The 13,289-nt window shown below is 43.6% G+C and carries 11 protein-coding genes and 1 other annotated feature; all 11 genes read right to left on the bottom strand.

Going from position 1 to position 13,289, the window contains the following annotated elements; genetic code table 11:
* Window positions 1-152: 152 nt before the first annotated feature.
* On the bottom strand, window positions 153-3,773 hold the full coding sequence (gene rpoC, locus GC093_RS06550) for a DNA-directed RNA polymerase subunit beta' (RefSeq protein WP_171651076.1): 3,621 nt from the start codon (window positions 3,771-3,773) through the stop codon (window positions 153-155).
* 78 nt (window positions 3,774-3,851) lie between these two features.
* Window positions 3,852-7,388, bottom strand: coding sequence for a DNA-directed RNA polymerase subunit beta (gene rpoB / locus GC093_RS06545; RefSeq protein ID WP_171651119.1), 3,537 nt, complete (start codon window positions 7,386-7,388; stop codon window positions 3,852-3,854).
* A gap of 330 nt (window positions 7,389-7,718) precedes the next feature.
* The gene (locus GC093_RS06540; RefSeq protein ID WP_171651075.1) at window positions 7,719-8,315 is read right to left on the bottom strand and encodes a class I SAM-dependent methyltransferase; all 597 of its coding nucleotides are present in this window, start codon (window positions 8,313-8,315) and stop codon (window positions 7,719-7,721) included.
* Window positions 8,316-8,737: 422 nt separating this feature from the next.
* Window positions 8,738-9,100: a 50S ribosomal protein L7/L12 gene (gene rplL, locus GC093_RS06535; RefSeq protein WP_171651074.1), complete on the bottom strand. Its 363-nt coding sequence runs from the start codon at window positions 9,098-9,100 to the stop codon at window positions 8,738-8,740.
* 54 nt (window positions 9,101-9,154) lie between these two features.
* On the bottom strand, window positions 9,155-9,664 hold the full coding sequence (rplJ, locus tag GC093_RS06530) for a 50S ribosomal protein L10 (protein WP_171651073.1): 510 nt from the start codon (window positions 9,662-9,664) through the stop codon (window positions 9,155-9,157).
* A 135-nt stretch (window positions 9,665-9,799) separates the two neighbouring features.
* Window positions 9,800-9,960, bottom strand: a sequence feature (ribosomal protein L10 leader region).
* A 48-nt stretch (window positions 9,961-10,008) separates the two neighbouring features.
* Window positions 10,009-10,701, bottom strand: coding sequence for a 50S ribosomal protein L1 (gene rplA / locus GC093_RS06525; RefSeq protein ID WP_171651072.1), 693 nt, complete (start codon window positions 10,699-10,701; stop codon window positions 10,009-10,011).
* A 176-nt stretch (window positions 10,702-10,877) separates the two neighbouring features.
* Entirely contained in the window at window positions 10,878-11,303 is a 426-nt protein-coding gene (gene rplK / locus GC093_RS06520; RefSeq protein WP_171651071.1) for a 50S ribosomal protein L11, read from the bottom strand.
* A gap of 43 nt (window positions 11,304-11,346) precedes the next feature.
* Window positions 11,347-11,880, bottom strand: a complete 534-nt coding sequence (gene nusG / locus GC093_RS06515; protein ID WP_171651118.1) for a transcription termination/antitermination protein NusG — start codon at window positions 11,878-11,880, stop codon at window positions 11,347-11,349.
* Between the two features lie 27 nt (window positions 11,881-11,907).
* The gene (gene secE, locus GC093_RS06510) at window positions 11,908-12,108 is read right to left on the bottom strand and encodes a preprotein translocase subunit SecE (protein ID WP_171651070.1); all 201 of its coding nucleotides are present in this window, start codon (window positions 12,106-12,108) and stop codon (window positions 11,908-11,910) included.
* Window positions 12,109-12,125: 17 nt separating this feature from the next.
* The gene (gene rpmG, locus GC093_RS06505) at window positions 12,126-12,275 is read right to left on the bottom strand and encodes a 50S ribosomal protein L33 (RefSeq protein WP_028552031.1); all 150 of its coding nucleotides are present in this window, start codon (window positions 12,273-12,275) and stop codon (window positions 12,126-12,128) included.
* Between the two features lie 240 nt (window positions 12,276-12,515).
* Entirely contained in the window at window positions 12,516-13,160 is a 645-nt protein-coding gene (gene sigH / locus GC093_RS06500; RefSeq protein WP_171651069.1) for an RNA polymerase sporulation sigma factor SigH, read from the bottom strand.
* Window positions 13,161-13,289 lie beyond the last annotated feature (129 nt).

Genomic DNA, 13,289 nt, shown 5'->3' with positions numbered 1-13,289 from the left:
ATCCTCCAAAGGACAGGAGACTATTGATAAATTGGCACACTTCGATATATTAGCACTATGAAAGCACCATTGTCAAGAAAAACACGTGCCTTCATAAAGAATTCACAATAAACTCTTCATGAAGGCGATAACTATGCTTTTCTTATAAAGCTTTATTCTACTGAAACTGGTTCCATGTCCAAGGAATCTTCGACAATTCCCACTTCATTCGGGTTGGTTATACGAATGTTACGGTATCTCGGCATTCCTGTACCTGCTGGAATCAGTTTACCGATGATAACATTTTCTTTCAAGCCAAGAAGCTGATCGACCTTGCCTTTGATTGCTGCATCGGTCAAAACTCTTGTTGTTTCTTGGAAAGACGCGGCGGATAAGAAAGAATCCGTTTCAAGTGATGCTTTGGTAATACCCAGCAACACAGGCTTCGCAACAGCAGGCTCCTGATCCGAGAATAAAGCCACTTTATTAGCTTCTTCATACTCGTGGATATCTACAAATGCTCCTGGCAGTAAAGTAGTGTTTCCGGCGTCAACGATACGTATCTTACGAAGCATTTGACGAATCATAACTTCGATATGCTTATCGTTAATTTCTACCCCTTGGTTCCGGTATACACGCTGAACTTCCTGCAAGATGTAGTTCTGCACGCCACGAATCCCTTTGATCCGCAACATTTCCTTAGGATCGATTGAACCTTCCGTAAGCTCGTCGCCTGCTTCAACTTGTTGATTGAGAGCAACACGAACACGGGAGCCATAAGGAACCGCGTAAACTTTGGATTCAGCTTCACCCAGAACTTCAATTTCTCGACGGTCTTTGGCTTCGCGAATATCTTTAACGATACCATCCAGCTCTGAGATAATGGCTTGCCCTTTAGGATTACGCGCCTCGAACAACTCTTGAATACGCGGCAAACCTTGAGTAATATCATCTCCTGCTACACCACCCGTATGGAAGGTACGCATTGTCAGCTGTGTTCCTGGTTCTCCGATGGATTGCGCCGCTATAATACCAACAGCTTCACCGATTTCAACATGCTGTCCGGTTGCCAAGTTACGTCCGTAACATTTCTTACATACACCATGGCTAGAGCGGCAGCTCAATACTGAGCGAATTTGTAGTTTTTCAATACCAGCCTCAATGATTTTATCAGCAATTCCTGCCTCAATTAATTCATTACGACCAATAATTTCTTCGCCTGTTTTTGGATTGCGAATCGTTTCAAATGCATATCTGCCTTCAATACGATCATATAGATCCTCAATAACCTCTTTACCGTCTTGAATTCTACTTACAGTAAAGCCTTTATCGGTTCCGCAATCCTCATCACGCACGATAACATCCTGCGCAACGTCTACAAGACGTCGAGTCAAATAACCTGAATCCGCCGTACGAAGGGCTGTATCCGCCAAACCTTTCCGCGCTCCGTGGGTAGAGATAAAGTACTCCAATACCGTAAGGCCTTCACGGAAATTCGATTTGATAGGTAACTCAATAATTTTACCGGACGGATTCGCCATCAAACCACGCATACCGCCAAGCTGTGTAATTTGTGATTTATTACCACGCGCTTTAGATTCAACCATCATATTAATGGAGTTATACTTGTCGAGTGACTTCATCAGAATATCTGTGAGTTCATCCTTAGCTTTACTCCAGATCGCAATGACACGGTCATAACGCTCTTCGTCCGTAATCAAACCACGACGATACTGATTAGTTACAACACTAACTTTATCATCGGATTCTTTAAGAATGGCTACTTTTTCCGGCGGTACGTTTACGTCCGAAACTGCGATCGTAATACCAGCTTTTGTTGAGTAAGTGAAACCAAGCTCTTTGATACGGTCCAAAATAATAGAGGTAAGGGTTGTATGGTATTTACGGAAACACTCGGCGATAATCGACCCAAGATACTCCTTACCTACAGCTTTAGCCTCAGGTAAATCTAGCATGATTTGGCGAATATTCGCACCTTTATTGAACACGAAATACTGATCAGAAGCACCTGACAACAAGTTAGCCTTGGTAGGCTCATTGATGTACGGGAAATCCTCTGGGTATATTTCGTTAAATATAACTTTACCAATGGTTGTAATAAGCATAGCTTCTTGCTGTTCAGGCGTGAAGCTTGTTTTGTTCAACGCTTTGGCAGGAATAGCTATACGTGCATGTAGAGACGCAGCACCGCGCTGGTATAAGGATACCGCTTCGTGCACAGTACGAACGATCGTCAAAGCACCATTAGCTTCTTTATTATCAGTAGTTAAATAGAAACTACCCAAGATCATATCCTGTGAAGGAGTAACAACAGGCTTACCGTCTTTTGGATTCAAAATATTACCAGAGGCCAACATTAACACACGAGCTTCTGCTTGTGCTTCTGAGGACAATGGTACGTGAACCGCCATTTGGTCACCATCAAAATCCGCATTGTATGCCGTACATACCAAAGGATGCAGCTTGATAGCGCGACCTTCAACCAAGATAGGCTCAAACGCTTGAATACCCAGTCTATGCAGTGTAGGTGCACGGTTCAACAGAACCGGGTGCTCCTTAATTACTTCTTCCAGCACATCCCAAACTTCAGGACTGACACGTTCAACTTTACGTTTAGCGCTTTTGATATTATGAGCAAGGCCTTTATTAACCAGCTCTTTCATAACAAAAGGTTTAAACAACTCAAGTGCCATTTCCTTCGGAAGACCACATTGGTACATCTTCAAGCTAGGTCCTACTACGATAACGGAACGACCGGAATAGTCAACACGTTTACCTAGCAAGTTTTGGCGGAAACGACCTTGCTTACCCTTAAGCATATGGCTAAGGGATTTCAATGGACGGTTACCCGGTCCTGTTACTGGACGACCGCGACGGCCGTTATCAATCAAAGCATCAACGGCTTCCTGAAGCATCCGTTTCTCATTTTGAACAATGATATCAGGTGCTCCCAAGTCCAACAGTCTTTTCAGACGGTTATTCCGGTTGATCACTCGACGATAAAGATCGTTCAAGTCAGAAGTCGCGAAGCGTCCTCCATCCAATTGGACCATCGGACGAAGCTCAGGAGGAATGACAGGAAGTACATCAAGAACCATCCAACCAGGCATGTTTTTCGAATTACGGAATGCTTCCATAACTTCCAATCGCTTAATGGCACGATTACGACGTTGCCCTTGAGCGGTCTTCAGCTCTTCCTTAAGCATTTCTACTTCTCTTTCGATCTCAATATCCTGAAGAAGCTTCTTAACAGCCTCAGCGCCCATGCCAGCTTGGAAGGCATAGCCGTATTTCTCACGATAGCTGCGATATTCCTTTTCAGACAACAACTGTTTCTTCTCTAACGGTGTATCTCCTGGATCCGTAACTACATAAGAAGCAAAGTAGATGATCTCCTCGAGTGAACGAGGAGACATATCCAATGCCAAGCCCATGCGACTTGGAATCCCTTTGAAGTACCAAATATGAGAAACGGGTGCAGCTAATTCGATATGACCCATGCGTTCGCGACGAACTTTTTGACGAGTTACCTCAACGCCGCAACGGTCACATACTACGCCCTTATAACGGACACGCTTATACTTACCACAGTGACATTCCCAGTCCTTTGTTGGACCAAAAATCTTTTCGCAAAACAGACCTTCCTTTTCAGGTTTTAAGGTTCTGTAGTTAATTGTTTCTGGCTTTTTTACTTCCCCGCGGGACCACGAACGTATCTTTTCTGGAGAAGCTAATCCAATTTTCATAAATTCGAAGTTGTTAACGTCCATCAAGGAGCAACCCTCCTTAAGAAGAATGTACTATATGATAAGAAAACCTCTTATCGGGGGCAGAGCCTAGCTAACATCACGTTATTCTACACCTAACTCCGTGCCTTCAAGATTGAGATTCAGCTTATCGCTTGTTACCTCATCCTCGTCGTCTGTTTCCTTCATCTCGATCTCTTGCTCGTCTCCAGACAGTATCTTAACATCCATACCTAAGCTCTGAAGTTCTTTTATCAAAACTTTAAAGGATTCCGGAACACCAGGCTCTGGAACATTCTCCCCTTTGACAATGGATTCGTACGTTTTTACACGTCCAACCACATCATCCGACTTTACAGTTAGAATTTCTTGCAGAGTATAGGCGGCGCCATAGGCCTCCAACGCCCAAACTTCCATCTCACCGAAACGCTGTCCACCAAACTGAGCTTTACCACCCAGCGGCTGCTGTGTAACAAGTGAGTAAGGACCTGTGGAACGTGCATGGATCTTATCATCAACCATGTGCGCCAGTTTAATCATATACATGACGCCAACAGTAACTTCACGCTCAAACGGTTCACCTGTACGACCATCGAACAATAATGTTTTACCATTACGCTGCATACCGGCTTCTTCCATTGCATCAAACACGTCATACTCTCGAGCACCATCAAACACTGGTGTTGCGGTATGAATACCCAAGTACTTAGCTGCCATACCTAAGTGAACTTCCAGCACCTGTCCAATGTTCATCCGGGATGGAACGCCCAGCGGGTTCAAAACAACCTGCACAGGAGTACCATCAGGCAAGAACGGCATGTCCTCTTCAGGTAAAATGCGCGCTATAACCCCTTTATTACCGTGGCGGCCCGCCATTTTGTCCCCTTCGGAAATTTTCCGTTTTTGTGCGATGTAGACACGTACCAATTGATTAACACCTGGAGGAAGCTCATCGCCATTCTCGCGCGTGAACACCTTAACGTCTACAACAATACCATCGGTACCATGTGGAACACGAAGCGATGTGTCACGAACTTCACGAGCTTTTTCGCCGAAAATAGCATGCAACAACCGTTCTTCAGCTGTAAGCTCTGTAACCCCTTTAGGCGTTACTTTACCAACTAATATATCTCCCGCACCGATCTCTGCACCCACGCGAATAATACCGCGCTCGTCCAAATTCTTCAGCGCATCTTCACCAACGTTCGGAATATCACGCGTGATTTCTTCCGGACCCAATTTAGTGTCTCTGGCTTCCGATTCGTATTCCTCGATGTGAATCGAAGTATATACATCCTCTTTAACCAGCTTCTCACTCAGCAAGATCGCATCCTCATAGTTGTAACCTTCCCAAGTCATGAAGGCAACGACTACATTGCGTCCAAGCGCCAATTCTCCCATTTCCGTGGAAGGACCGTCAGCTAGAATATCGCCGGCACGGACCTGCTCCCCTTTATGGCAAATCGGACGTTGGTTAATACAAGTACCTTGGTTGGAACGCATAAACTTATGGAGCTTGTGTTTGATCAAATCTCCATTAACCAGCTTACCATCCACTATCGCTTGACGGCGAACCCAAATTTCATTAGCCGACACTCTTTCGACTACCCCATCAACCTTGGAAACAATACACACGCCCGAGTCTTTAGCTGACTTATGCTCCATTCCGGTACCAACAAGAGGTGACTTCGGAATAAGCAAAGGTACTGCTTGACGCTGCATGTTTGAACCCATCAACGCACGGTTGGAGTCATCATTTTCAAGGAACGGAATCAATGCAGTAGCTACTGAAACGACCTGTTTAGGCGATACGTCCATATAGTCAACACGTTCTTTAGGAAGAATCAAGTTATCATCCTTGAAACGCACGATAGCCGTATCATTAGCAAGATGACCTTCTTCCGTCAGCTTCGTATTCGCTTGTGCTACAACATAATTATCTTCTTCATCTGCTGTTAGATAAGCAATTTGCTCGGTAACAATCCCAGTCTTCGGATCAACCCAACGGTACGGAGCCTCAATGAAGCCATATTCGTTGATTCTTGCGAAAGTAGACAAGGAGTTGATCAAACCAATGTTTGGACCCTCTGGGGTCTCAATAGGACACATACGGCCATAGTGAGAGTGATGCACGTCACGAACCTCAAAGCCCGCGCGTTCCCGAGTCAAACCGCCGGGTCCTAACGCTGATAAGCGTCGCTTATGCGTAAGTTCAGCCAACGGATTTGTTTGGTCCATAAATTGAGACAGCTGAGAGCTTCCGAAAAACTCCTTAATCGATGCAATTACCGGTCTAATATTAATTAACGCTTGAGGCGTAATAACATTTGCGTCTTGTATCGACATCCGCTCGCGAACTACCCGTTCCATACGAGACAAACCAATACGGAATTGATTTTGCAGCAACTCACCAACAGAACGCAATCTTCTGTTACCAAGATGGTCAATATCATCTGTATTGCCGATACCATGTAAAAGATTAATAAAATAGTTAATCGAAGCAATAATATCTGCAGGAGTAATATTCTTTACGGTTTTGTCGATTTTGCCATTAGCTATGACCTTTACGACTTTACCGTCTTCAATAGGAGAGTACACATTGATGCATTGCAGCGGTATATGTTCCAAATCACTCATACCGTTAGGAGCTGTGTATTCCTTGAAGCCCACATTCTTTTCCAAGAATGGCAGAACATCATCCAACAATCTGCGGTCCAACAATTGTCCTGCTTCAGCAATAATTTCACCTGTTTCAGGATCAATTAAAGATTCAGCTAACCGTTGGTTAAACAGACGGTTTTTGATATGCAGCTTCTTATTGATTTTGTAACGCCCTACATTCGCTAAATCATAGCGCTTCGGATCAAAGAAACGTGCCACAAGCAAGCTTCTTGCATTATCCAGTGTAGGAGGCTCGCCCGGACGCAGGCGTTCGTAAATCTCGATAAGCGCCTTATCCGTAGAATCCGTATTATCCTTATCCAAGGTATTACGGATATACTCATCGTCACCTAACAAGTCCAAAATATCCGCATCTGTCCCAAAACCCAAAGATCTTAATAGAACAGTTACAGGAATTTTACGTGTACGGTCTATCCGGACGTAAATAATATCTTTAGCATCCGTCTCTAACTCCAACCACGCGCCGCGGTTAGGAATTACAGTAGCAGTGTATGTTTTCTTACCGTTTTTATCCACTTTCGTGCTAAAATAGACGCTAGGAGAACGAACCAACTGGCTGACGATAACCCGTTCAGCACCATTGATAATAAAAGTTCCTGTTTCCGTCATCAACGGGAAGTCTCCCATAAATACTTCCTGTTCTTTGACCTCGCCAGTTTCTTTATTGATCAAGCGCACTTTCACACGAAGCGGAGCTGCGTAAGTCACATCGCGTTCCTTGGACTCATCCACTGAATACTTAGGCTCTCCTAAGCTGTAATCAATGAACTCCAATACTAAATTCCCCGTAAAATCTTGAATAGGGGAAATATCCTGAAACATTTCACGCAATCCTTCTTCCAAAAACCATTCGTACGATTTTTGTTGGATTTCGATAAGGTTTGGAACTTCCAACACCTCATGAATCCGAGCGTATGACCTGCGTTTGCGTCGACCTAATTGAACAAGATGACCCGCCAACTTTGATTCACCCCTCATGTCTACTCAATAGAACAAAATAAAAGCCTCTTTCCTGAAGCCTTCTCGAGTAAATACCGCCCAAGTGAAACTCCTTTTAGAAGCTTTTTCCAAACATCGAATTTCAGATTACCATATTTTTCTTCATACCTTGTAGGTTTTACTTAAAATTTAAACATTATACGTATAACATTTAAATTTTATTCACCCTGCCGAGAAAATAATTCTTGACATTTTAGTAAACTAAAGAGATATTACCCACTTTAATACTGACATTTTATTATAATAACACATCCGAAAAGTCAAGTCAACATTTTTTGTCATGTAATGCAATCATTTCACCGCTTTAATAATTCGATAGCCCTTATCCTTGGTAATCTCGGTTACTTTATTAAACATACTTTCCAGCTTCGCAAACGCCGATGGCGCTCCCTGCTTTTTCTGAATGACAATCCATAAAGACCCTCCCGAATTCAGCACCTCATGGGCTTGCTCGAATATACGGTGGACCGTCTCTTTACCTGCGCGGATAGGAGGATTCGTTATCACTACATCAAAACGCTCGTTTATCACAGCGCCCAGCATGTCACTTTGCAAAATCTCAACGTTACCAACTTGATTCCGCTGCGCATTCTGACGTGCCAGTTCAACTGCTCTTTCATTGATATCAACCATAGTCACTTTCCCTCGAATCGCCACTCCCGCAGCTGCGAAGCCAATAGGACCATAACCGCATCCGACATCCAGTACTTCAGCATTCTCAGGTATATCAAGGGCTTCGATCAGTACTCTAGACCCATAATCCACCCCTCGTTTTGAAAAAACGCCTGCATCCGTCACAAATGTATATTTTCGGCCGCGCAATGTTTCTTCGATTGTATGAACATTATGCGCCGTAGTCGGTTTTTGTGAATAATAGTGCTCGGACATCAACCTCATCCTCCTTGGTAGCTACCCTCCCATACTCTCCGTGAAGGCAAGGACTCCAGGCTTCACTCTCTGGACATAGGAAATATCATTGCGAACACACTCTAGTTGTACCTTTTAGTAGCACATATGATTGAGAACTTTTCGTCCCATCGGGACAAGCTTAACGTTAGCGCTTCATACATGATGGTTTCACTAACTAATCGTTTGGGTTGATACTCGAAGGTGCAGCAGTAAACGTGTCCCAATAGGACGAAAACGCCCAGGATACCCAATACCTTGGGTGAGGTACATCAGCGCTATACTTGCACCTAACTAGAGGTCAGAGCCCTTAGAACATTCCTTATAGGGTAGGTTGGGGGGGATGGTGGAAAAGAAAAAACCCCTGAAGTTTAATCTCCAAGGGGTCTGTAGATGAAAAGAAGTTATTTAACTTCTACGCCAGCGCCTGCTTCTTCAAGCTTCGCTTTAACCGCTTCTGCTTCTTCTTTACCCACTTTTTCTTTGATTGCTTTTGGCGCGCTGTCAACCAAGTCTTTTGCTTCTTTCAAGCCAAGACCTGTGATTTCGCGAACTACTTTGATAACGTTGATTTTGGAAGCGCCAGCGCTGTTCAAAATAACGTCGAATTCGGATTGCTCAGCAACTTCAGCTACAGCTGCGCCGCCGCCTGCTGCTACTGGAGCTGCAGCAGTTACGCCGAATTCTTCTTCAATTGCTTTAACAAGATCATTCAATTCCAAAATAGTCATACCTTTAATTGCTTCTAAGATTTGTTCTTTACTCATGGTATATATACCTCCGATTAATTTTTTTGTTATGAAACAGTTACCAATTGCCTATTAAGCTTCTTGAGCGCCGCCGTCTTTTTCTGCCACTGCTTTAACCGCAAGGGCGAAGTTGCGAACAGGAGCTTGAAGCACGCTGAGCAACATGGACAGCAAACCATCTCTGGATGGAAGATCAGCCAATGCCTTGATTTGGTCATAACCAACCACTTTACCTTCAACTACACCTGCTTTAACACTAAGCTTATCGTTCTTCTTAGCAAAATCTGTTAAGATTTTAGCTGGAGTTACGATATCGTCTTTACTGAATGCGATAGCCGTTGGGCCAGTCAAATACTCATCCAGTGCACTCAACTCAGCATTCGCAGTAGCACGTCTAGCCAAAGTATTCTTCAATACTTGAAACTCAACGCCTGCTTCACGCAGTTGTTTGCGAAGCTCAGTTACTTGAGCCACGTTAAGACCGCGGTAATCCGCAACAATTGTGCATGAGCTTTCTTTCAGCTTGTCAGTAACTTCACTCACTTGCTGAGATTTAATCTCAAGGGTTTTTGCGTTTGCCATTTTTTTGCACCTCCTAAGAGCTTCCGTAAGAAAGCTATCATCATAAGAAATTCAGTTTGCTTCCGCTTAGAAGCAACTTAATTAATCCAAGTCATACTTAACTCGTAAACAATTCGCCAGTGTCTCGAAACATCCGCATAATGCGAAGATGCCTTCGCAGACACTGCGAAGGCATGATGAACGATTTAATCTTTGATTTAAAGCAAAGATACCGATCTTATATCATAACACCTCGGCAGGAAATTAAGTTTGTATAAACAAACACCTGCTGTCTACGGTAAGTCATATTCATTTGTCAACTTAGATAGGTTAGCATGTGTAACTTTAAAAGTCAACCGCCAAACTTATCTAAAATTCTGAACGTTTACGCGAGCACTAGGACCCATCGTTGAGGAAACTGCGATGTTCTTAAGGTATACACCTTTAGCTGCTGCAGGTTTCGCTCTTACTAAAGCATCAACCAATGCGCGGAAGTTTTCAGCCAACTTCTCAGCATCAAAGGATACTTTACCGATTGGAGCATGGATTTGTCCAGCCTTATCCAAGCGATATTCGATTTTACCAGCCTTGATCTCTTGAACTGCTTTTGTTACATCAAATGTAACTGTACCAGCTTTAGGATTCGGCATTAAACCTTTACCACCCAAGATACGACCCAATTTACCCACTTCACTCATCATGTCGGGAGTAGCTACGCAAACATCAAAGTCGAACCAGCCTTGCTGGATCTTATTGATCATGTCTTGATCGCCTACGAAATCAGCACCAGCTGCTTCCGCTTCTCTGGCTTTGTCGCCTTTTGCGAATACAAGAACACGTTTAGTTTTACCAGTTCCGTGTGGCAATACAACAACGCCACGAACAGCTTGGTCTTGTTTTCTTGGGTCTACACCCAAACGAACTGCAACTTCAACGGTTTCGTCAAACTTTGCAGGCGCCGATTTTTTAACAAGCTCAATCGCTTCAGCCGGCTCATACACTGCTTCAGCATCGATCAGCTTGGAAGCTTCTAAATACTTTTTACCATGTTTAGGCACTTTGTTTATCCTCCTCGTGTGGTATTAGCGGAATATCCTCCCACTTAAAGTGCAACTGATACATCAGCAAAGCGATGACAGTTATCACTTGTGGCGCAACCTTTTGCAAAGCAAAGTTGGTTGTCACCTCCAGACGCCATAATCGACGTCAAGAAACGCAAGCACGGCGATTCGTATTAATCTACGATAGTTACGCCCATGCTGCGAGCCGTACCTTCGACCATACGCATTGCAGCCTCAACGGATGCAGCGTTCAGGTCAGGCATTTTTTGCTCAGCGATCTCGCGAACAGTCGCGCGATTCACAGTTGCAACTTTCTTTTTGTTAGGTTCGCCTGAACCTTTCTCAATCTTTGCAGCTACGCGGAGCAATACAGCAGCCGGTGGCGTTTTGCAAATGAAAGTGAAAGAACGATCCTCAAATACTGTAATCTCAACAGGAATAATCAAACCTGCTTGATCTGCAGTACGAGCATTAAACTCTTTACAAAAAGCCATGATGTTAACACCCGCTTGACCAAGAGCCGGACCGATTGGTGGAGCCGGATTCGCTTTTGCAGCATTAACTTGCAATTTAACAACTTTAATAACCTTCTTTGCCATTGTGTGACACCTCCTTGCATGTAGTATGACGGATTATTAGCATTTAGAGTTTCTCCACTTGATGGTAATCCAGCTCTAAAGGTGTTTCCCGCCCGAACATGTTTACAAGAACCTTCAGCTTAGCCTTGTCGACAAGAATCTCTTCGACTGACCCAACAAAATTCGCAAAAGGACCTACCATAACACGCACAGTATCTTTGATGTCGAAGTCGATCTTCGGTTTTGGTTCTTCCATGCCCATATGCTTGAGAATAGATTCTACTTCATCAGGAAGCAGAGCAGTCGGCTTAGATCCAGACCCTGTCGAACCGACAAAGCCCGTTACACCCGGTGTATTACGAACGACATACCACGAATCATCGGTTTGGATCATTTCGACCAAAACGTAACCCGGATACACCTTGCGCATAACCGTTTTTTTCTTGCCGTCCTTGTTCACAATCTCTTCTTCCATCGGAACCAAAACGCGAAAGATTTTGTCCAACATATTCATAGACTCTACGCGTTTCTCCAAGTTTGCCTTGACCTTATTCTCATACCCTGAATAGGTATGTACGACGTACCATCTTTTTTCCATTTCCATAATTAGCCACCTAACTCTCGCTTATTTAAAAATAAGACGAAGCAGCTCAGAAATCCCCAAATCAAGTACGTAGAAGTAAATGGTTACAAAGACAACCGTAAACAGAACGACTAGCGTATAGCTGATCAGTTCTTTACGACTTGGCCACTTCACCTTTTTCAATTCAGACCAGCTGTCCGTAAAAAAGGAAAATGTGTTCTTCATTCTAGCTAAAAAGGACACAACTACACCTCCAAAGACTACCTAGTTTCGCGATGAGCGGTATGTTCATTGCAAAACTTGCAAAACTTCTTCAACTCCATGCGGTCTGGATTGTTGCGCTTATTTTTATTGGACGTATAGTTTCTTTGCTTGCAGTTCGTGCACGCTAACGTGATTATAACCCGCATGATGTACACCTCCTACGGACCAGCCTCGTATTTTGAAAACCTTAAACGATCAGCAAAAAAACGCCTCAAATTTTAGGGCTACCTGAATACTTTAGCATAGCACCAATTTCATGTCAAGATAATCCTAGTAACATAACCGCTCATCTGCATGATCTAACAGATTCTAGTATTAACGCTAAGAGGAAAGGATAAACTATATACAAAAAATAAAGCACCCCCGCTTCGCGCGAAAGGTGCTGTCTATGCGTCCCTTACTTCCAAATACCGCTCTAACTTTCGCTTGACTCGCTGCAGAGCATTATCAATCGACTTCACATGGCGGTCTAAGTCGACCGCAATTTCCTGATAGGAACGGCCATCTAAATAAAGCATAAGAACCCTGCGTTCAAGGTCGCTTAGGATCTCACCCATTTTATCTTCCAAACCGCTAAACTCTTCTTGATTAATTATCAATTCTTCAGGATCCGTTACACGAGAACCACAAATGACATCAAGCAAGGTACGGTCAGAATCTTCATCATAAATAGGCTTGTCCAGCGATACATAAGAATTAAGAGGTATATGCTTCTGCCGCGTTGCGGTTTTAATAGCTGTTATGATCTGACGGGTGATACACAGTTCTGCAAAAGCTTTAAAGGAAGCGAGCTTGTCTCCACGAAAATCGCGAATAGATTTATATAATCCTATCATACCTTCTTGCACGATATCTTCCCTATCAGCACCTATTAGAAAATAGGAGCGTGCTTTGGCTCGGACAAAGTTTTTGTACTTGTTAATCAAATACTCCAATGCGTCACTTTCGCCATCGCGGACCGCCTCGACAATATCTTCATCTGCCTTGAGGTCATATTCATGCATTCTCAATTCTTTGAGGTCGACACTCACCAATAATCCCTCCGGCCCTGGCAAGACTGCGAATAACTATACCTATGTTCTACTTGAAAGATAGAATCAGTATACATTATGTAATCTAACATCGTCAACCAAATTCACACTAGTAAAACCTTGTAATAC

Source organism: Paenibacillus foliorum (assembly GCF_013141765.1).
Lineage (GTDB): Bacteria > Bacillota > Bacilli > Paenibacillales > NBRC-103111 > Paenibacillus_S > Paenibacillus_S foliorum.
The sequence above is the reverse complement of the archived record's forward strand: the minus strand, read 5'-3'. Positions and strand labels throughout refer to the sequence as shown.